At 41.3% G+C, this 21071-nt stretch carries 27 protein-coding genes; 9 read left to right on the forward strand and 18 right to left on the reverse strand.

The window, feature by feature from the left end; translation table 11 throughout:
• Nucleotides 1-20: 20 nt before the first annotated feature.
• From DNHGIG_RS00305 to DNHGIG_RS00330, 6 genes are all read right to left on the reverse strand, one after another.
• Nucleotides 21-257: a hypothetical protein gene (locus DNHGIG_RS00305; protein WP_282197788.1), complete on the reverse strand. Its 237-nt coding sequence runs from the start codon at nt 255-257 to the stop codon at nt 21-23.
• A gap of 143 nt (nt 258-400) precedes the next feature.
• Nucleotides 401-739 carry a hypothetical protein gene (locus tag DNHGIG_RS00310; RefSeq protein ID WP_282197789.1) on the reverse strand — a complete coding sequence of 113 codons (339 nt, stop codon included), beginning with the start codon at nt 737-739 and terminating at the stop codon, nt 401-403.
• Nucleotides 740-757: 18 nt separating this feature from the next.
• Entirely contained in the window at nt 758-1084 is a 327-nt protein-coding gene (locus tag DNHGIG_RS00315) for a hypothetical protein (RefSeq protein ID WP_282197790.1), read from the reverse strand.
• 13 nt (nt 1085-1097) lie between these two features.
• Nucleotides 1098-1322, reverse strand: a complete 225-nt coding sequence (locus tag DNHGIG_RS00320; protein ID WP_282197791.1) for a helix-turn-helix domain-containing protein — start codon at nt 1320-1322, stop codon at nt 1098-1100.
• Between the two features lie 244 nt (nt 1323-1566).
• Complete coding sequence (locus DNHGIG_RS00325) at nt 1567-2340, reverse strand: sigma-70 family RNA polymerase sigma factor (RefSeq protein WP_282197792.1); 774 nt, start codon at nt 2338-2340, stop codon at nt 1567-1569.
• 91 nt (nt 2341-2431) lie between these two features.
• Nucleotides 2432-2686 (reverse strand): hypothetical protein, encoded by a 255-nt coding sequence (locus tag DNHGIG_RS00330; RefSeq protein WP_282197793.1) that lies wholly within the window; start codon nt 2684-2686, stop codon nt 2432-2434.
• Between the two features lie 169 nt (nt 2687-2855).
• Here DNHGIG_RS00330 and DNHGIG_RS00335 point away from each other — a divergent pair, with 169 nt between their 5' ends.
• A complete protein-coding gene (locus DNHGIG_RS00335) occupies nt 2856-3467 on the forward strand; it encodes a hypothetical protein (RefSeq protein ID WP_282197794.1) in 612 nt (203 codons plus the stop codon).
• Between the two features lie 205 nt (nt 3468-3672).
• On the opposite strand, the gene DNHGIG_RS00340 is transcribed toward DNHGIG_RS00335, so the two are convergent.
• Nucleotides 3673-3828 carry a hypothetical protein gene (locus DNHGIG_RS00340; protein ID WP_282197795.1) on the reverse strand — a complete coding sequence of 52 codons (156 nt, stop codon included), beginning with the start codon at nt 3826-3828 and terminating at the stop codon, nt 3673-3675.
• Between the two features lie 431 nt (nt 3829-4259).
• On the opposite strand from DNHGIG_RS00340, the gene DNHGIG_RS00345 reads away from it, so the two are divergent.
• Complete coding sequence (locus tag DNHGIG_RS00345; RefSeq protein ID WP_282197796.1) at nt 4260-5228, forward strand: site-specific integrase; 969 nt, start codon at nt 4260-4262, stop codon at nt 5226-5228.
• A 1042-nt stretch (nt 5229-6270) separates the two neighbouring features.
• Entirely contained in the window at nt 6271-6702 is a 432-nt protein-coding gene (locus tag DNHGIG_RS00350) for a helix-turn-helix domain-containing protein (protein WP_282197797.1), read from the forward strand.
• Between the two features lie 63 nt (nt 6703-6765).
• On the opposite strand, the gene DNHGIG_RS00355 is transcribed toward DNHGIG_RS00350, so the two are convergent.
• Nucleotides 6766-7755: a hypothetical protein gene (locus tag DNHGIG_RS00355; RefSeq protein ID WP_282197798.1), complete on the reverse strand. Its 990-nt coding sequence runs from the start codon at nt 7753-7755 to the stop codon at nt 6766-6768.
• Between the two features lie 122 nt (nt 7756-7877).
• Nucleotides 7878-8090, reverse strand: coding sequence for a helix-turn-helix domain-containing protein (locus tag DNHGIG_RS00360; RefSeq protein ID WP_282197799.1), 213 nt, complete (start codon nt 8088-8090; stop codon nt 7878-7880).
• Between the two features lie 186 nt (nt 8091-8276).
• On the opposite strand from DNHGIG_RS00360, the gene DNHGIG_RS00365 reads away from it, so the two are divergent.
• The 6 genes from DNHGIG_RS00365 (at nt 8277) to DNHGIG_RS00390 (ending at nt 11367) form a co-directional block, all read left to right on the forward strand.
• Complete coding sequence (locus DNHGIG_RS00365; RefSeq protein ID WP_282197800.1) at nt 8277-8498, forward strand: hypothetical protein; 222 nt, start codon at nt 8277-8279, stop codon at nt 8496-8498.
• A 15-nt stretch (nt 8499-8513) separates the two neighbouring features.
• Entirely contained in the window at nt 8514-8744 is a 231-nt protein-coding gene (locus DNHGIG_RS00370; RefSeq protein WP_282197801.1) for a hypothetical protein, read from the forward strand.
• A 74-nt stretch (nt 8745-8818) separates the two neighbouring features.
• Nucleotides 8819-8989 carry a hypothetical protein gene (locus tag DNHGIG_RS00375; RefSeq protein ID WP_282197802.1) on the forward strand — a complete coding sequence of 57 codons (171 nt, stop codon included), beginning with the start codon at nt 8819-8821 and terminating at the stop codon, nt 8987-8989.
• A gap of 198 nt (nt 8990-9187) precedes the next feature.
• On the forward strand, nt 9188-10009 hold the full coding sequence (locus DNHGIG_RS00380) for a hypothetical protein (RefSeq protein ID WP_282197803.1): 822 nt from the start codon (nt 9188-9190) through the stop codon (nt 10007-10009).
• Nucleotides 10010-10165: 156 nt separating this feature from the next.
• Nucleotides 10166-10375: a hypothetical protein gene (locus tag DNHGIG_RS00385; RefSeq protein ID WP_282197804.1), complete on the forward strand. Its 210-nt coding sequence runs from the start codon at nt 10166-10168 to the stop codon at nt 10373-10375.
• A gap of 647 nt (nt 10376-11022) precedes the next feature.
• Nucleotides 11023-11367, forward strand: a complete 345-nt coding sequence (locus DNHGIG_RS00390) for a hypothetical protein (RefSeq protein WP_282197805.1) — start codon at nt 11023-11025, stop codon at nt 11365-11367.
• A 133-nt stretch (nt 11368-11500) separates the two neighbouring features.
• Here DNHGIG_RS00390 and DNHGIG_RS00395 read toward each other — a convergent pair whose 3' ends face one another.
• The 9 genes from DNHGIG_RS00395 to ahrC all read right to left on the reverse strand — a co-directional run bounded on the left by DNHGIG_RS00395 (nt 11501) and on the right by ahrC (nt 21069).
• Nucleotides 11501-13717, reverse strand: a complete 2217-nt coding sequence (locus tag DNHGIG_RS00395; protein WP_282197806.1) for a type IV secretory system conjugative DNA transfer family protein — start codon at nt 13715-13717, stop codon at nt 11501-11503.
• 5 nt (nt 13718-13722) lie between these two features.
• Nucleotides 13723-14088 carry a hypothetical protein gene (locus tag DNHGIG_RS00400; protein ID WP_282197807.1) on the reverse strand — a complete coding sequence of 122 codons (366 nt, stop codon included), beginning with the start codon at nt 14086-14088 and terminating at the stop codon, nt 13723-13725.
• A gap of 250 nt (nt 14089-14338) precedes the next feature.
• Nucleotides 14339-14566, reverse strand: coding sequence for a hypothetical protein (locus DNHGIG_RS00405; RefSeq protein ID WP_282197808.1), 228 nt, complete (start codon nt 14564-14566; stop codon nt 14339-14341).
• A 161-nt stretch (nt 14567-14727) separates the two neighbouring features.
• Complete coding sequence (locus DNHGIG_RS00410; protein ID WP_282197809.1) at nt 14728-14919, reverse strand: helix-turn-helix transcriptional regulator; 192 nt, start codon at nt 14917-14919, stop codon at nt 14728-14730.
• Between the two features lie 309 nt (nt 14920-15228).
• Entirely contained in the window at nt 15229-16203 is a 975-nt protein-coding gene (locus DNHGIG_RS00415; RefSeq protein WP_282197810.1) for a tyrosine-type recombinase/integrase, read from the reverse strand.
• A 163-nt stretch (nt 16204-16366) separates the two neighbouring features.
• Entirely contained in the window at nt 16367-17143 is a 777-nt protein-coding gene (gene spo0A / locus DNHGIG_RS00420; protein WP_282197811.1) for a sporulation transcription factor Spo0A, read from the reverse strand.
• Between the two features lie 201 nt (nt 17144-17344).
• Complete coding sequence (gene spoIVB / locus DNHGIG_RS00425) at nt 17345-18667, reverse strand: SpoIVB peptidase (protein WP_282197812.1); 1323 nt, start codon at nt 18665-18667, stop codon at nt 17345-17347.
• 191 nt (nt 18668-18858) lie between these two features.
• On the reverse strand, nt 18859-20604 hold the full coding sequence (gene recN, locus DNHGIG_RS00430; protein WP_282197813.1) for a DNA repair protein RecN: 1746 nt from the start codon (nt 20602-20604) through the stop codon (nt 18859-18861).
• An 18-nt stretch (nt 20605-20622) separates the two neighbouring features.
• The gene (gene ahrC / locus DNHGIG_RS00435) at nt 20623-21069 is read right to left on the reverse strand and encodes a transcriptional regulator AhrC/ArgR (RefSeq protein WP_282197814.1); all 447 of its coding nucleotides are present in this window, start codon (nt 21067-21069) and stop codon (nt 20623-20625) included.
• Nucleotides 21070-21071 lie beyond the last annotated feature (2 nt).

Below are 21071 nucleotides of genomic sequence, written 5' to 3' on the forward strand. Positions count from 1 at the left end.
CTATATCACCTCTACTTGTTTCAGTTTTTGTACAAGACTGCACGTTGCTTCTTAACCAGCAGGAATTTATATGTCCCATCAAACAACGGCTTTAACAACATTTCTAGTTGATAGTCGGGTTTTTCGCCGCCGTTCATATCCAGAATTACAAATTGAGCCGGCGAATCGTCATGCACCACTTCAATCGGAACACAGTCGCATTGCTGCACGAACTTCAGGATATGATTAGGATCGGATGACTCAACATATCCATCCATATCAAATGTGTAGCTCGTACTTGTTCCATCTGAGTTGGTGAAACCTACGCTCGCACCCTTGAATTGCTGTTTGTTTGCAATATTCGTAACAGCAACATCGAGATATGCGGAGTCTTGAATCTGCAGCTTAACACGTATCTATATCAAACCTCCTTGTAATACAGCGCCACGTTTTGACGTACGCCGATGAGCTTCCATTGCGCCAATTCACGAAGCAATGCTTCGGCGTCTTCATCCTTTGAATATGCCAGTGATTTCAAATTGACTAGCCGGTATTGCGTACCGCTCGTATCGTATGGATCGATATGCGTTACGATAAATCCTTGATCCAGCAGCGCTTGAATGTGTTCAAGTTCTTCGACCTGAACTGTATTATCGTTGATGCAATAGAACTTAATTTGTTTGCCGTTGTAATAAAGGGTATAGTACCTGTTTTCATCCATTGGAAGCTTGGTGTATGGTCGATGCATATATACTTTCATTGTTCATTCCCTCCGTCTCTAAATCTTCCATGGTTTATCAAGCGCCGCCGCTTTGTTGGAGTGAAATTCGGATTTTACGAACGTCATTTTTGTGATGTATTCGTTGACCGGCTCTTCTTTTGCCAAGGTATATCCCTGGAACGAGCGCGTCATCAACTGCTGGTCACGTTGCCAGTTCGACACGTTCTCAACGATCTTGTCAGCCATGTGTTCGTTTGTGGTGCTAGACTTTGAGTGAGTTGTCTTTTTCAGCTCCTCGATTTCGCGTGTTAGCTTCCGATACTCGTCTGCAGTTTCAATGAGCTTTTTGAGCAATTGTTTTTGTGCAAATTCCTTATCAGTCATAATCATCTCTCCTTTAATTCGAAATAGTTGAATAATCATGTTGCCAATCCATAGCAGCGTCGATAAAGTCAATGTAAAACTTCAAAAATCGACGGCGTGCTTCTTCACTCATACGACGTTCCCCTGTTTCGATCATCGCAACGTAACTGTGACTGTATCCAACCGCTTTCGCAAATTCACGAACGCTTATTCCAAGCATCTGTCTGAGAAAGCGAAAGGTTTCTGGCTGGATTTGCATTTGAATCACCCCCTTTCAAGATGTAGACAGTGTTAACAAACCTCCGAAAAAATAAGAGCCCGCGTTGACGAGACGCGACCCTATTTTCCGTATATAGACAAGCTACATACGACAAAGAGAAAGGTATGGAGTGGTAGCGCATGGATGACCTGCGCCTATATATTAGTCCACTTATTCGCGCTAAAACCAACCTATATTTAATAAAATTTTTTATTATACCATAATTAACATATAATATAAAGTATCAATTTAATATTTTGGACATTTTTCTTATCGCTGCATCAGTGTTTTTACGTACTGCCTCGTCACTCACTCCCAATTTCTTTGCAATATCAACAAACGTGTAATCGTGCAGATAGTGCAATTCCAGACACAGACGTTGCTTTACGGTTAGTTGTTGAAGTGCGTTCCGAATATCGATCAGGATATCCAGAGCAACATGATCACCGCGCCAGATAGCTCTGTAATTGAGTTCGTCATAGTGTTCGAGTACGATGACGATTGATTCACATGAATATTTCTCTATCGAGCGAGGATCAATTGATGAATAGTTGAATTTAAACAATCCCATTCGTTGCGCATACGCAGGAACTAATTTTTCATCGTCTTCATCGTCATAGTTCATTTCATCGTCATCAGGTGATTCTAGAGGGCTACTTATGTATCGTGGGTTGTAAGGATATATTGTTTCATACATACGCTCTTCTTGACGTATAGTTTGGTACGCGTTCTTTTGACCGAGCTTTCTAGGATTTCTACTACCAGCGTAGTTGTAATCAAGCACCTCATATAGTACATCGAGCCAATATCGTGGCGGCCATACCTTAACCTTGTAATCGATAAACGCTTGATCCCATGCGTCGATTAATGTCTCAATCATACGCTTACGTTCGCGGAGTGGCACAGGATTATTCTGTTTTTTGCGTTCCACGACCATTTTTCGCATTGTTGTAACGTAACGCCTGAATTGTACTCTTGCTTGCTCATAACCTTTTGAAAATACGTATTCCTGAGCCACAGTTTCACCTTCCTTTTACTTAACTTTTTGTTTTTTGTATTTTTTGATTTTTTCGTTTGCTATTTTTACAGACTCAAAGAAAGCATCAAAATCAGGGGGGGTTTTTTAAGAAGCAATTTATGGCCAACTGTTTTGCACGCCCCCTTATACCTGGTCGTACAACTTTTTCACCGCCGCAATATTCAATGAGCTGGTGATATATCTTTTGACATTCAGGATCTTTGAATGCTTTTTTTCTTCGTTCTAAGTCCTCTATAGTTTTTTGACGGCAATATTCGTAATAAGCCATTTGCTTTTCGAGTTGTTTAAACTGCTCCTCGATTTGATTAAAACGTATGTTTGACATTAACGTTACCGCCTTTCCCTTCGAATTTTTTCGTATCATGTCCCTGTCTTTATACTATATCAATAATATCATTTAGTCAATAATATATTTTGATATAATTGATAGGTGTTTATTATCGTGATATAGTTTGGTACAATAGATATAAAACCTAAACGGGAGTGTATAATACATGGCAGGTAATCCAGGCGGCCCTCGTGTAGATTGGACGGAAGAAGAGTTTGACCGTTTGGCCGAAGTGGTGCTTGAAACGGTCGCTTCTGGCGGTACAGTAACGGAGGCGTGTGAAAAGTTCTCTGAGGAGAGTAAGGGATTGAGATCGGTGGCCAGTTGCCGACTAAAGTGGAACACGATTCTCAGTGAGAAATACGCAGCACAATACGAAATCGCAAAAGCACAAGGCGCTCAAGCACGAGCGAATCGTACATTAGAAGAATGCAGACGTATTAAAGTCAATCGCAGCTTGCCTATCGTAACGAGACAACAAAAAGATGATCCTGATGAACCGATCCGAATGACTCAGCGGGAATTGATTCGCTTCTTGCGCAACGTTGAGATCGTCGATTCGAATGCAGAACGGCTACAGAAACAATTGGACGAGGTTACACGGGAACGTGATGAATTAAAACAGCAATTGGAAAAGTTGCAGCGTGAATATGAAGAAGTTAAGGCCGAACGTGACAAGTTCTTGGAGGTATTCAATATTGCGCGGAAAAATGCGGCGGGAATCAATGACGATGAGCGAAAACTGTTGAGAATCAACAAGCACGGAGTAGTTGAATGAGCACAAAAAAGCCGACTTCATGAGTCGGTTGTTTTCTTTTCCTCATCTCCATCGTTACGCTTATCGCTCTTCAATTTGCGTGCATAATCCAATGTTCGAATAACCATTTATTTTCCATACATAGTTCATCGAATTGATTTATCACTTCCAGATGTTTCTATTATCTTAAAATCATGTGATTTTCTTCCCCGTATAGCCACATCTTTCAACTCCTAATGAATTTATCTCTAGTTTCATATTTTTCATATAATTCTATCATTATTTTTAATACGTATTCCAACGCACGTCGTTTTTTGTTTTCATCTCGCGGTTTATCGCTTTTCCCAATCGTAATAATAAATTCGTCATTTTCTGCAACCATCCGTCATCCCTCCCGTTTCATCGAGTCTTTCAAAAATATATAATAATAAAAATAGTATATACTATATGTTGGTGGGTCGAAAATTGGTAAGCGCAAAATAAGTTTGATGGTATTATTTTCCATAAAAGATTTCTGAACTATATTTTAGAACGCAGATGGCTTTGTACGGGCCTGTGAGCGCGAAAATCAATTTTTTTCTAAAGTTTGCTCTTTCACATCGGTATGATCGGCATAAGCGGGACGATATGGATAAGCTATAGGGACGATGATGGACAGTCCACGTCAAAATGAAACGAACACACCTGTTACCTTCTTTTCGATGAATCGATTGGTAAAATTTTATTGATATTTCCATCATTTCACCGTACAATATAACCAGAAATTACGTCCGATAATTAAAAGGTATCGGACATAATGATGGGGTGATCGGGATGGAAATTGCATTGAAACAAACGAACGCTGTCACGATGGAACGTGTTGAGCAATTGATTCAAAAGGCCAATGAATATACAAGAAAATCGAAATCAGACAATACGATCAAAGCGTATCAATCCGATTGGGCGCATTTCACCGCTTGGTGCGAACAGTATGGCCAGGAATCATTGCCAGCTTCACCCGAGACCGTAATGCTCTACATTACTACACTGGCCGATGAAGGATATAAAACAAGTACCATTAACCGTCGGATATCATCCATCTCGAAAGCCCATCAATCGGCAGGTTATAAATCCCCCACACGAAATGAAAAGGTACGTGAGCTATGGAACGGTATCAAACGCACACACGGAACGGCACAACAAGCCAAAAAAGCTGCTGTTATTGATGATGTGCGGCGTATGGTTGATACATTAGGCGACACAACCCTAGACATTCGTGATCGTGCGTTATTACTCATTGGTTTCGCCGGTGCGTTACGTCGTAGTGAATTGGTGACATTGAACGTGGAGGATATTCAGATCACAGACGATGGATTGACAATCACGATTCGCAAAAGCAAGACAGACCAGGAAGGAGAAGGGCGTAAAATAGGCATACCGTACGGATCATGCAGAGAAACATGTCCGGTACGTTCTTATATGAAGTGGGTAGAAGTATCCGGAATCAAATCCGGTGCAGTATTTCGTGGAGTCACTAAAGGTGGAAACGTTAAAGATGAACGATTGAGCGATAAAGGCGTCGCACGTGTGGTGAAACGTTGTGCGGAGGCAGCTGGATTAGACCCTGCCCAATACGCCGGTCATAGTTTGCGTAGTGGATTCGCTACAACCGCAGCACGTGCAGGCGCTAGTGATCGTGCTATTATGCGACAAACGGGACATAAGAGCCGTGTCATGGTGGATCGATACATCCAGGAAGGTTCTCTATTCCGTGATAATGCGGCGGCGAAAATAGGATTGTGATACAATAGACTCGTGTACCCTATACGTCCTAACCCATAGAAGGCGTGATCGAGTGGTCACGTCTCTTTTCTTGCGTGGAGTGGATGCGAAACAGTGATATTTATATTACTCTTTAGTATGACTACGACGAAATCCCAGCCAACGCAAGCGCAATTTTGATTGATAAAGTGATTACTTACGTCGCCTTGGCTTTCATAAAAAGCGCCTATTCCATATACAGCCATAAAATCATTCCTTCCATTGAAATTATGAGTTTATTATAATAATTACGATTTGCATTGACAATGTTCACCAATTTATCACTTGTCCATTTGCTAGGGCGTGTGTCGAAGGTATTACCATGTTGGGAATACCTGTACGTGAAGTAGATGCGAAAGTTTCTGCGCAACCGTCCGAGCGGGCGGCGAACTTAGACTTTTGGACAGTTTTGTCCAACCTCACTCCACATTGGGCTTCGTACTTCACGCCCCCCTATCCACTACACACAATCCTATTACGCCAGCGTAACGTGTCATCTCCTATAATCCGCGCTACATCAACGATCAACGTATGCGTGTATTCTTTTACTCAATGATGAGTAAAACTCTCCTCCTTCAAGAAGGAGACTTTCTCCTATTCTCGTTCAATTGGACACTCAATCACGAAATCCCAATAGTGACGCGGTTTTTCGGGTTTTGCGCTTCGTTAAATGTCCAACGATGTCCAATCATATACTATTAATATATTAACTATTTACGATGATACACGCTTTATTGATTTGTAGGCGTTGCGTGTATGGGTGTATATGTATTTATATGTAGTACTTTTTTATCATAGTAAAGCATTAAAGTATATCGCATATATTACCATATTGTAACATTCTCTAATGCTTACTATATTGTGCATCAGATACTTACTATAGTATACTTTAGATGACTACTATAGTGTGCAACGTATCCCTTTTATAGTAATCATAAACTATACTCATACAACTAGACTCATAACTATACGCAATTTACTATTCGTCGCGCTATCGCTCGACGTTGATAAGGAGTCGTACACAATGTCGAATAAATCTACGATTGAAGAGTTGAAGAATGAATATGCCGAATGGAAATTTCAATCGCTGGAGCAATCGAATGAGAAAGCTAACGGTATCGGTTTTGGTGCGATATTCAACGGTTTTGCAAAATACTTACCTGATCTAACGGGCGCAGATTTAAAGGTTTTTATTACATTGTTGTTACGTGCTCACAACAATTATGGACACACTACAGTAACCACAGAAACAATAACGGAAGATACAGGATTGAGCAAAAGCGCCGTTGACGGAGCAATTAAACATTTAACGGAACTTGGTTTGATCAAACGTTTCCGTCGTGGATTGAGTCAATCATCTATCACAATTTTACGTCCATATGATCCATCGTGGGATCGATTGAAAAAGAAAACCAATCCACCAGCAGAAATCGAAAACGATGATGAAATAAATTAAAAAGGTGCCATTCAATTGGCACCGGTTTTCCTCGTTCCCCAAAACAATCAGCATATATCCCCTTTAACTCTTCTCTGATAGCTTCATGATTTCTGCTCTTATAGATTTCTTAACGATATGTTCTAGAACAATGTAAGCACCTTTACATAATTTTATTTCATCGTTTAATTCAGAACCATGAATTATCGGGTTTCGGATCGCATACAAGCAGAACATAAAGTTTTGGGCCGTTTTTACTTTATCTACAGATTGAATGCTTTTCGAAAGCTCATCTGAGATAGGAAAATTATCCCACAGCGTTAGCTTTGAACTTATAAGATTAAATATTATGGTATCTTTCTTCTGCACAAGTGAGTCGACATAATCTACAATAAATGGATTGCGCGCAAAATTTTTAATAGTTTGTCTTTCTGTCGTCTTTTTGTATAAATTATATATCGCATTTAAAGCTGTCCATAATAAACGGTATTTAGAAATAACTTCATATATCAGAAACCCATCAGTATGCCCAACTTGCTGCGCTCCTATTAACCAAAAAAAGGAGCGTTGAATTGCTGAAATGCGTTCGTGGTTTTTCTGTTGTAGCGTTGCACGATCAAGTTTTATCACGAGATGAATTAGATTCTTACTGAAATCGTTTAAGTCCAATTTTAATGGATTTTGTGGGTGTTCGCCGCACTTAACTTTCTTTTCTTTAAGAACTTGCACGTCAATATGATTAAGCCCTCTATAAGTAATTAAATTAATTGAAGGCTCAAAATATGGAAGAAAGGGTAATTTATCTTGGCTAGAGTTTGTTATGGCTAAAGTATTACGAATCATCGGTATTAAATGCGAGTGTATAAAAGTTTCACCGAGAAATAAATCATCAAGTTGATTTAGTTCTACGGTTACGCTCCCCTTTACATGGGTTTGATTCCGGGTGGGCATAAATTCTATATAATCAAGTTTTGCATTTTTAAAGTGAATTTGACTTACAATTTCAGGATTCAGATGCCCCTCCATCTCACATCCTGTAACATCAAATGAAAATTCTAAGGTATACGATTTCATTGATGATATTCCCTGAGTCATTTGCTTGTCACCGCTTCCCCTCGATACATTAGCTCTTCAATATCCGTGATAACTAAACTTTTGCCTCCTGGACGAAATGATAACGATTGATCGTATTTTCGTTAATTTTGTTTTCTAGCTTTTACATGCTGAATCACGTCTTGTATCTCACATTCCAGCACTGTACATATATCATCTAAGACCTTCATTGATACCGGTTCATCCTTGGCGATCTTAGCAATAGTTGCTGAAGATGCCCCTATCATCCTTTTCAATTCTGTTCGGCTTATCCCCTTTTTGTGTAATGTTGCGGCCAATGGAGCGTATGAAAACATATAATCAACCCCTCATTTGTCAATTTCCATCAATACAATATCATAAACATTTAGTTTAACAAAGTAAACATATGTTCGCAATAATAAACTTTTTGCTTGACTAGCATAATTAACAAGTTGTATCATATGTTTAGAAATCTAAACCAAATGTTTATAAAACTGAACGACTTATGGGGGTGTGCGTGGATGATTCGGGTGAACGACGAATGGGTCGGACAAGCAGAACCTAATCTTCGCAGAGACGACAAACTAGATCGATGTGTGGAGCTTGCATCTATTTTGGTGGACTCGTATAACACATACCTTGAACTAGCCGCTGATTGCGATGACGACGACTCTGTTTTACACGTGAAGAGACTTGTTGAGCGTATTGCGAAAACCGTAGGTCGCGCGACTACAGCCATATAAGAAGGAGTGGTGATAATGAACATTCACTACAATGACGAGCTGATTCAACCAATTAGACAAGCCGATCCTGATTTGCGTAACGATACGAGATTGCTTCATTATGCCGAATTGGCCGAACTTTTCGTCCAGACATTTGAGGTGTATTATGAACTCGCGGCAGATAGAAATGTGTCAGATACTCACATCCAAAACACAAAAAATTTGGTGCGCTTCATTGGTAATATGTTGTCAGGAATTGATATATGATGAATCATTGTATTATGCACTATTCCCACCCAAAAAGTTCCCGAATTGATTCAACAACTGAGGTGATTGTCGATATGAGACAGAAGGAATGTGAGTTTATCATCCTTGTTGAAAAAAGAGAGACAAAAAACGGTGAACTTTCGCAAGAGACAAAAGAAGCTTTGGAACGTACTTATAACCTGATTACTTACTTATACAACAAATACGGACATAAATACTCTCAAACTGGTGTTGAGGATATGTAATAATATCATGTAGGCAAAAACAACCACTCGCATACCAAACGTGAGTGGTTTATTTGTGGCTCCAATAAAGTGTTATTATATAGAAACAACGACAATTTTTTTAAATAACAGAATGAAAAATATTGTATAATATCCATAAGTATCTAACTTATCTGTTTGTTATTTTATTTCTCTACATATTATAAGGAGATGGTTGCTATGAGAAAATGGGGTAAGGTAGGAACAGGAATCGTCATTACTACAATTGTTATGAGTATGACAGGTTGCGGGGGAAGTAGCGCAACAACTAGTTCCTCAAATGTTCCAAAAGTTACGGAAACAAATAAGGCTCAATTCTTACAGGATGCGGATAAGTTTAAGGGTGCTGACGCCACATTGCAAGGCAAAGTGTTTATCGGTACTAAGAATATTGGTGATATGACCGCTTTTCAAATGCAAGTTGATAATCATAATGTCGTCGTAAATCTTAACGGACAAAACGCGGATATCAAGGAAAATGACTTTGTAGAAGTAACTGGAAGAGTGCAGGGTGTGATGGAAGGCACTAATGCATTTGGTGCAAAAATCTCTGCTCCGGTGATACAGCTTGAATCTGTGAAGAAGATCGATCCTTTAAGTGTATTATCACCGACAATCAAAAGTCTTCAAGTCGATAAAACGTTGGATCAGCACGGTCTAAGTTTAACCGTTAATAAAATCGATTTTGCAAAGGATGAACAAAGAGTATATATAACAATCAAGAACGGTACCCAGAATAAAGCTTATTTTTTCGTATTTGAAGCTAAAGCAGTTCAGGATGGACAGCAATTAGATTCGAAGATTAGTGATCATGTAATTGATGCCAAAGAAACGTACAAGGAGATTCCAAGCGATCTGCTGCCAGGCGTATCGGCAAATGGCGTAATAGTGTTTAAAGGACTTTCTCCTGATAAACCATTTAAACTAACTCTCAGCGCACATACCGATGATTTCGAAACTAATTTTAATCCGTACACTTTTGATATACCTGTAGCGAAATAAAAAACAAACCACGTCACATTCGGCGTGGTTTTTAATGTTCCCGCAATGATTGTGTGTTTGTATTTTTATAAATAAACTGTTAAAGTTTTATGCTCCACAAAATTCTCCAACATTTTACAAATTCCGCATGTATCCTAAGTATTAGGAGGTGAATATATGAGAACAAAATTATGGGAAAATTATAATCTATTATTCCTTTTCACGAACGATCCTTCGCTAATGCAGAAGATAGAAACAGAATATCCAGAGTTTAAAGAATTTGCGTTGTACAAAATTAAAGGATTGATTCGTGCTCGCCAATATATTGTTCCGAAACACATGAAGGAAATAGCTGAGCAATTGGTAAATATCAACGTTATACAATGACCACTCTCCTGAGTGGTTTTTGTTTATTTGTAAATCGGATTACATACTTATTCCGCATTTGTCATTTACACTGTACACATATCACCCTTACCCCATTGCACACTGGGCAACATGTTTCATTCTACCCCCTGCTGCGCGGTCATCACGACTGCGCTTTTTTTACGATAATAGGGCTGTAAATAGGTGTTAAACAGTAGAGACACGCATTTATAGCGTGCCTCTGATGATGTGAAGAGCGGAGAGAGTTGTTGTTGAACTGTCGTCGCCAAACTTATTGTAGTTGATGAATGTATAGCCTACATTGACTATCTGTTAAGAATTATTAACTGATAGATGTGAATAACAAATGTTGTGTAAAAAAATGGCCGCTCACATATCATCGTGAGCGGTTGAATTGTTAAGGAGGTTGAGGCGGGGGCCGTATAGCTGTGCTTACCCGCACTTCCGTCATACCAGATTTAATTGTAACAACTAATAATTTAATTTATGTTAAACAAATGTGAGTTTTATATTAACTCTTGTATATCTTTCACAATCGTAATAGGCACAATCAACCCACCATCGTAACAGTTTTTGTGTCGGACATGCATTTCAAAAAGTTTATTCCATATTCTTTAACCAAAAAAACTTTAAGGGAGATGGGGGATATGGTAACATCCATTACTCTTGTAGGAGGAGCCATTTTTGGGGTAACAATCTATGGATTGGTTCGTACGTCCATACGATATCGTTTACGACAAGCTCTATTCCAATCCGGTGTATATCATGATCATAGAAAAAGGACTGGGAAAAATGAGATCAAAGAATGCTCTATTAAATCTATTTTAAAAACTCCCGATGGGTACGATGTAACTTTACTTTTCCCAGTAGGTTTATCAGTTAAAAAGCTTATCGACAAACTGGATGTAATTGAAATGGCTGTGAACGGAAGGATTGATAAAAATAAAATTACTGTGGATGGAAGATATGTACGGATATTAATTGAATATTAAATTAAGTACAATTTTCTTACACGATAACTAATTTCATATAGCATATCGATCACCCTCACCGTATTGTTTTTCCTTCTTTGATATACAAGTAAATGTGTTATCGTAAAAAAAAGACCCTCCTAAAGAAGGTCGTTCACTCTATTGCGCTTGGCGGTGGCGTCATTTTAGCCATGAACGGCGTCACTGTCACTCCGCCTGCTCTTATTACATTGATCGCATAATGTCTTGGCGTTTTCATTGCCTCTTCAACCGTGAATGGTGCAATCTCTTCAGCAAGATCACGGAGGATATTTTTACTCGTTGTATATATGTGATAATGTGGCCCCGCTGCTTTGATCGTTTCCGTTAGTTTGCGCGGTACTTGATCCCATAGGTGGAACATCCATATAAGTCCGAGTCGCCATTTCCTTGTCTCTACGGCCATTCGTTCCCAACGTGCCGAACAACTTTTGAATTGGTGTGGCTCATCCATGATTACGAAACATGGCGCCTGTTCTTCTTCTGGGCGTGCAAACATCGCCAATTCAATCTTAGCCATGAGGAAGTCCACGAGTATATCAACCGCTTCAGCACCAAGCCCGTCAATGCCTCCTTTTGGCACGTGAATACGGACATGATATCCGCCCGTTAGCCATTTGCGAAAATCCAACGACTCCCCAACCTCTAAGCATTCACGTAAGTAATCGTCGCCTTGTAGCATATCCAGCCGATTCAACACAGGTTCCATAACTTTACCTTTCATGCCTGGACTTAGCTTTTCATACGTTTCCCATTCGCTCGCTATGTCGGTTCTATCTTTTTCTTTGAGTCGTTTGATCATGTCTTCTCTATACTCCTCACTACGGAACATGTCAAAAATATCACTCAATGTTCCACCGAGTACTCCTACTGTTTTACCTGCTAATCGGATATATCGTGATGTTTCGACACCTGCATCAGCGCTATGCAAGTTGAAGAAATTTAATACTTCACCCGCCAATCTGTTAGCTGCACGTTTACCTAACATCCCTTCTATCCAATCAAGTCGATATGCCTTTTCGCCGAACTTCAAGTGAATTATTTTATCATCTGGTACTCCACGACGTTTTGCTCCTATTTCAATTTCTGCACCGAGTTCGTCTTTTGCCACATCGATACTAATCACAGAGAATCCGTGTGCTATCGCTTGAGCGCCAAAATTGCCACCAAATCCGCGTGTTTTACCCGTTCCCATGCCCCCTATAACTATTCGCGGCAAACACAATTCATCATGGTCGTGGATCGGGATATACACTGACTCCGATTCGCCTCTAAATGTATGTTCACCAATTTGGATTCCACCGCTTAACACGCTTACAGGTAAATCACTTTCGCGATGCTGAACACTTGATAATCCATATTCCTCTTGTAATTGCCCGGTTGGAAGTTGCAATAATCTCGCTACTTCAGGTATGGACAAGTAATCAGCGTTTATTTTTAACCGTGGCGGTTTCCTATTCACGACTGACAGCCACCATTTAGACATATTTTTGATCGGTTTAGCTAGGAATCCATTATCCTTATCCAAGTCACGAAACGCAGTAGATAATGCGTTTAAAATCACCTCTCGCCTGCCTGGATCGTGCGACATTGACGCGACTCGAATCGTTACATCAAATGCAGCATACTTCGTTTTTTGTAGCGTCGCAGATGAAAGCGTTCTGTCGAGGTACAATTTCGATGGTAGATCAACCGGTTCAGGTTCAATTTCTTTGCCTGTTATGATTTCGGCCACTAATGCTGAAGTGTGCAATGCGATTCCAGCGCCAAACTTAGCTATACCTTCGGCTATTGATCGTCCATCGACACCTATCCTTTTCGGCTGCCCTCCATCTTTCAACTTGTCGTATGCTGCTTTCGCTCCTTCGCTCCAATCCTTGTCTGCTTGAACGAGTATCATTTGGATTAATCCGCGTTCACCTTCTTGTAACATGCGCAATGTTTCTAAAATAGTCGATATAGGTGCCAGAGAGCGTCGATCAACATGAATGGCATACATGTAATGTTCCCGTAAATGTAAGTCTGCACCTGAAATATTCGACAACCAGTCGTTCAACGGATCATGCTCTATGTCTTCTGTTGTTACACGTGGCCAGGTCGTATTGATATGCTGCTCAACAATTGTTCTCGTGTGCGACGGAGTATGCAACATTACTTCTGCTTTATTTGGCGCTAAATGCCATTCCAATACAACATAATTCTGGGGTGCCACATCGATACGCCAACCGGTGCGATTCATACGTTCAATGAGAGGTTTATATAACGAGTGCAAGCCAGTAGCAAATGATTCAACGTCAGCATTTGTTAAACGTCTGTCCGGTATCAGTCGCAAACCAATTAATTCATGCTGCGTCCTACGTCTCCCACTATTGACATTATCCCTGGAACCAATTGCATCCCGATGTATCCGATTGCCGACCATTTGATCATGTTGATTCCTCGATGACGTTGCCCAACTGTGATCAGCAGCATTCCCCCCGCCATCGACATGAAACACACTGGATAGCTGAGGGCTTGAATGATATGAATCAGTGGATCGAAAGCGTGGATGATTCTGTCGGTCGTTACTGCTTGTGCTGGAATCGACGGAAGCACTGTTGACGCCGCCACAGCCATAGGAAGAAGCGATGACGGCTTTTTGTACTTTGGGTGTACATCACCTACGAAGAAAGCGTTCCAGTCTAAGACTTCCATTTTTCTCATGACATTCACCTCGCATAGTGCTTTGGAATTTGAAACATACTGGAAATGTAAAAAGGAGGAGACGACATGCCTGCACTCGTTGTAATTGGAAAAGTTATGTTCTGGGGTGGAGCTGCGTTACTCGGAGCAAAAATTTTGGTTGATGTATTAACCTGACACGCATCTTTTCAGACTGACACGCATAGGCTGATACCATCCCATCAGCCATTGAGCGATACTACACCCTTCGGTTCAGAGGGGTGTTTTTATTTTATTTGTTCGGTTGTTGAGGTGATTGATATGTTATTGCGTTCGATTGATTAAATGTTTGTTGTAATGACTGCTGTTGTGCTGCACGCATTCGTTGGAGTTCTGCTGCGAGGAAGCGTTTAACGAGTTTACTGAAGTTCGTCTTCGTTACGATTTGTTCGTACATGGCACGTTGCTCGGGATCATCCAGCTTAAAAATGATCGTTTTTCTTACCTCTCCGTAAGTCATCTAATCATCCCCCTACACGATTGTTCGATTGTGCATGCTTTAGATGGTTAAACATTTGTTATGTGTGTGCTGAAATGTTCGATTGATTGTTTGATGGTAAATATGTATTTTCGCATAACCTAAAAATGCGTGTCCAAATAAAAAAATCCGCTGGTAGCGGATTATTCTTCCTGCCAAATATCTTCAACTTTCAAATCTAGAACTTTTGCTATTCGTATTGCCGTGGGTAAAGTAGGTAAACTTTCACCACGAACAATTTGACTCATTGCGGATGTCGATAGCCCAACCCTTTCGCATAACCACTTTTGCTTAATTTTTCTTTCCGCAAGTATCACAGGTAATTTACACTTCACGGTTCCCCACCTCACGAATTGATTCGCTGTAAAGGTGGGTATTATCCTGCTTGAAAAGCAAAAAAATACCGCCAAGACGGCGGTCATATTTGATAATTGGCGTGGATATGATCTATAGTGATTCCTGTCTTACATGTATCACCACTCTTGCGTCAATAGAAAATGATACAACATGTGATGAGCAGAAATATATCTTTGAGCAGATTCATTAATTGAGAGCAGAGCGAGAGTCATTCCAATATCAAAAGACATGTTTAGCATAATTAGTCATTGTCCCATATTTTTGTAAGTAGCATGGTACACACCCCTTTATATATCCATAAAAGCAAGTGGACTGTGTTTTTGATACTTTTTGCCCACTTCTTCATCCGTAAAATCAAGATAAGCTTTTTGTGTAACCTCAACGGATGAATGTCCCATGATTCTTGAAAGCGTGAACCAATCTCCACCATTCAAGATATAATACTTGGCGAAATTATTCCTTAGTAAATGCGGGTGAATATCAACACCCACACTTTTCCCTGCATCCCTTAATGCTTTCTCGTAATTTCTGATTTCCAGTTGAGTCCCTTTTGTGGTTGGAAAAAGCCACTGACTATCCGAATATCGATCTTTATATTTGAGCCATGATTTCAACTCTCTCGCCATTTTAGGTGAAAAGTACACGTAACGCTGTTGTTTATTCTTTGGATTGACAACCAAAATACTCCTATGTTCAAAGTCGATATGCTCTGGAAGGATACTCAAACATTCACTTACTCGTAATCCAGTATCTAATAGTAAACGTGTTATCTGGAAATTTCTATAACCATGAAATGTTGTCTTATCAAAAGCATCTAACACTTTTTTAAAATCCTCTGGCGAAAGTGTTTTCTTCATCTTTCTTTCCACTTTCACATTCTCCACTTTTTCAGCAGGATTCTTTTTTATTTCTTGTTCAACATCATGCAGATAATTAAAAAATACTTTGATGTTACGGATGTAGTTTGCAATTGTCGTATCTGAAATTTTCTTGCCATAATCTGTTCTGTTTTGCGGATGATTAAATTGCTCTTTACTTGGATCAACAGAAACGCTATACTTTCCTCTTTCTTTTAGATACTTGATGTAATGTCGGATATGACCTGATTGCACCTTTTCAACTTCCGTTATTTGGTGTTCTCGTTCTAAATAAACCGCAAACAATCTCAGTGATTGCTCATAACTTGCAAGTGTTTTTTTCGACAAATTCTTTGAAGTACAGTACAACATAAAATTTTCAATCTGAAATTCAATGTCAGTCATAATAAAAAACACCCCTTATCAGTTGGTTTCTTTGAACCCAATGAATAAGGAGTGTTAGTTGGTGTCTATACCAGAAATTTATGGGCATAAAAAGAAATTAGTTGGCAAAATTGTTCTGGATGTTAATTTCACCCAATCCTCAAATCCCTTGCCACGTATGGCCTCACGAAATCTTCGCCTCGATCCTCAACTTATCCGCCACCATGGCAATAAATTCCGAATTAGTAGGTTTGCTCTTGCCGATGTTTACCGTGTAACCGAATACGGCACGGATGGCTTCGACATTCCCCCGGCCCCAAGCCACTTCGATTGCATGTCGAATCGCTCGTTCGACCCGAGATGGTGTTGTGTTATATTTTTCTGCGATTTTCGGATAGAGAACTTTCGTGATGGAACCAAGTATTTCAACATCCTTGTATACCATACTAATCGCTTCCCGCAGATAATGATAACCTTTGATATGGGCGGGGACCCCGATCTCATGGATCACGTTCGTGATGGATGCATCGACGTTCTTGCCACGTGTCATAATGACCGGTTTGGGGCCTCCGGAAGAAAGGCCCGGTGTACGAACCAGCTGCCGAATTCGATTCGCGAGGATGTCCATGTCAAACGGCTTCAAGATATAATAGGCGGCTCCCAGTTCGAGGGCTTTCTTGGTGATGTTATCTTGTCCGAATGCTGTGAGCATGATCACTTTGGGTTCGGGGGTGAGATTCATGCTTTGAATCTTCTCAAGAACACCGATACCGTCAAGTACAGGCATGATGATATCCAAAATGATGACATCAGGCTGATGATTCGTCAATTGCTCGATGACTTCGTTCCCGTTATGCGCAATACCTACGACTTCCATGTCACGTTGTTCGACGATAAACTCCTTCAATAAATCGGTGAATTCGCGGTTATCATCCGCAATTAAAACCTTAATTTGGCGCATCTGACGTCCTCCTATATTTTCCGAACAGAATTCACGAAAATTCTAGAAAAGATTTCGACATCAGTCTTATTTTTTCCTTCCAGATCTTACGTAAAATAATCTGACTTCTTTCTACATTCTTTGCTATATTGTTCCTCGTGATTTGTCGAATAAAATTTGATAAAAAAACGCCCGTAGTGGGCGTTTTGAGATGCATCTTATTTACGATGCTTTCATCAGAGAGGAGGTTTTCGTTTGTATCCCTGCTTCATTTAGCATCCATTCGATAAATACACCATACCCTTGCGTAGGATCGTTCACGAAAACATGAGTCACCGCTCCGACCAGTTTTCCATCCTGAATGATTGGACTACCGCTCATCCCTTGAATGATCCCTCCTGTCTTTTCTAGAAGACGAGGGTCTGTCACTTTGATTACCATACTTTTGATCGCAGGAAACTTTTGTTTCATGACGTTTGTGATTTGAATATCGAATTCTTCAACTTTCTGCCCTTCGACCACCGTTAAGATTTTGGCAGGTCCTTCCTTCACTTGTTCCGCCAAGGCGATCGGTAACACTTTTGTGATTCTCGCATTCTCCGGCATCTTGTTCATCTTCCCAAAGACCCCAAAATCGCTATTTTTCGTGATCGAACCGAGAACTCGGTCTTCATCCACAAATATTCCCCGTTTTTCACCCGGCTGTCCGCTTTCCCCTTTGTCGATCGATGTGACACTGGAATGGACAATCTCACCATCACTCACCCTTATGGGTTGTCCCGTATCCACATCGGTTATTACGTGACCAAGAGCCCCGAATATACGGTTTTTGGGGTCATAAAAGGTGAGAGTTCCCACTCCTGCCGCACGGTCGCGGATATAAAGACCGATACGGTACATGTCCGTTCCTTTCTCTTTGACCGGTCTGACGCGAAGGGCAATCTGTTGTTTGGAACGCATCACTTTCATTTCAAGATCACGATTATCTTTCCCCGCCTTATTAATTAATGCAGCCGCCTGCTCTGATGACTTAATCTTGATTCCATCGATTGCAGTGATGACATCTCCAATTTTGATACCGTCTTTTTCCCCTGGGGAATAACGTTGTTCCCCAACCGTCACTTGATTATAACCCACTACCATGATTCCGTCCGATGTAAGTTTGACTCCAATGGATTGACCACCAGGGATGACTTCTAATTCGGGAACGACATCGACGTGAACAGATTTTAGAGGAATAAGGCCGAATAAATTCACTTTCACATCTGCTTGTCCTTGCGAGACCGAATCAATGAGGATCGGTTGTTTGAGATTAAACGCAACTTTCGACTGCTGAGTTCCATGTACCGTCGCAACCTGGACATTACTCGTGGTTACGGTTGCCGTAACCGGGAGCCCAAGATCGATGGCGGCGCTCTGGCCTTCGAGAATCCTCATGTTTGCAGGAATGCTGGCTAGCTGACGAATTGGAGTAAACCACCAGATGACGAGAAACGACATCGCAATGAATAGGCCCACAAACTGTTTAAAACGGTACTTTGTCACGTGTGCGCTCCCCTTTCCCGTTCTACACCTCCGTAAGGCGATTTACGTTCAGGTACTACAGAGACTCGTGTTAGTAATGTGACCTCAAATTTGCGCTTTTATGCTGTATAAAAAAGCCTTCCATCGAAATCGTTCGTTAAAAAAAGGACCTTGGCAAGGTCCCGTCCCTGTCTCTATTTAGCATTTTATCCTTATCCCGTCTTCACTAACCGTGCAAGACGAAGCATTTCTTCAGCCGCTTTTCGAGTGGTGTCTGTCAGTTCCGGACCGGATAACATGCGCGCTAACTCTTCGATCCGCTCCTCTTCACTCAAGCAGGTAACTTCGGTATACGTTCTCTGTCCTGTCTGATGTTTAACGATTTGATAATGTGTGTCGGCCATACAAGCGACCTGCGGCAAATGGGTCACGCAGATCACCTGTTTGGTTTCGGATACGATCGATAATTTTTCCGCGACCGCTTGTGCCGCCCGTCCAGAAATACCGGTATCCACTTCATCAAAAACAAGCGTCTGGACGCCAGCCACATCGGACAGAAGGGTTGTAAGGGCGAGCATCGTTCGGGAGAGCTCTCCGCCAGAAGCAATCTTTGCGAGGGGACGCAGGGGTTCACCAATATTGGGGGAAAATAAAAATTCGATCCGGTCAATACCCGTCTCCGAAACATGCACCCAACGGTTGCCCACACAAATGCCATCTGCATCTGAAAATTCCTGAAAGTGTATGGCAAATTGGGTTTTTGGCATCATCAGATTTGTCAATTCGCCCATGACAAGCTCGGATAGGTCTTCCGCAACCTCTTTCCGTTTTTCCGACAATAACAGCGCTTTCTCCGCCAACTGTTTCCCGATCTTCTCCAATTCCTGCTGAAGCTTGACGATATGCTCTTCATGGTTTTCGAGCTCATAGAGTTCCGTTCGAATCTTTTCGGCGTATTGTAAGATCGCTTCCACGTTTTCCCCGTATTTTTTCTGCAAGCGGGAAAGTAGAGCAATCCGTTCTTCCAATTCTCTTAAACGTGCTGGGTTACTCTCCACCGTATCGCGATAGGAACGCAGGTCGTGCGCTGCCTCTTCTAATTGGTAACCGGCTGTTTTAATCAGTTCGACGATCGGAGCCAAGGATGCATCATATCGTTCGGCAGTCTCCAAATCTTGCAGGACTCGGTACAACAGATCCAGGATTGAATGTTGCCGTTCGCTTCCTTGATACAATACAGCGTAAGCATTTGCTGCGGAAGCATACAGTTTCTCGGCATGGGCTAACATTCGCCTTTCTTCTTCTAACCGTACATCTTCCCCCGGTGTAAACCCCGCTGCATCGATTTCATCCATTTGAAAGCGGAGAATGTCGATGCGTTGCATCCGTTCCTTCTCACCGAGTTGGGCATCGCGTAAAACGCGGCGGGCATCGTTAAATCTGTGGTATAAGTCACTGACTTCTCGCCGAAGTGCCGAGATTTCGGAACCGCCGAACGCATCCAGCAAATCCAATTGATCTTCTACACGCAATAGAGACTGGTTTTCATGCTGACCGACGATATCCAAAAGCCGCTTTCCTATTTGGCGCAACATCTGTACGGTAACGATGCGTCCGTTGACCCGACAGACATTTTTCCCTGACGCGCTCACTTCACGCGTAACAACTAAAGTATCGTCTTCATTCCACTCGAAACCCATATCGTTGAATAATTGCAACCATGCGTCCCGATTTTGGTCAATGATGAAAAGAGCCTCAATGATCGCTTTTTCCGCGCCTTGCCTTACCATCTCGGAAGAGGCTCGTCCACCCACAATCAATCCTAATGCGTCCAGGATGATCGATTTACCCGCTCCCGTTTCTCCCGTCAGAATCGTGAGTCCACTGTCAAACGTCAGACGGACTTCTTCAATCAAAGCGAAATTACGGATGAATAACTCCTGTAACAAAGTCACCACCCCGCTTTTTGTCTCCCCTCAAATAAAAGACAAAAAACGATTCACAATATCAGACGCCCGCTCGGATGAACGACTAATAATGAGAATCGTATCATCTCCACAAATGGTACCTAGTATATCGTTCCAATCCATTGCGTCGATCAATGCACCGACTGCATGAGCGTTTCCGGGAAGTGTCTTCATTACGATCAGATTCTCAGCACGGTCGATCGATACGAAGCTATCAATCAGCAATCTTCTTAATTTCGCTTCCGGGTTATAGGTTGGTTCTGCGGGCAGCGCATACTTATAACGACCGTCTGTTGTAGGCACTTTAACGAGATGCAATTCTTTGATATCACGCGAGATCGTCGCTTGTGTCACTTGAAATCCTGCTTCGCGTAGCAACTCCACCAGTTCCTCTTGTGTTTCAATGTCACGCGTGGAAACAAGTTCCCGGATTTTGAGCAACCGTTGTCCTTTCATTC

Origin of the sequence: Collibacillus ludicampi, from assembly GCF_023705585.1 — a bacterium.
Lineage (GTDB): Bacteria > Bacillota > Bacilli > Tumebacillales > BOQE01 > Collibacillus > Collibacillus ludicampi.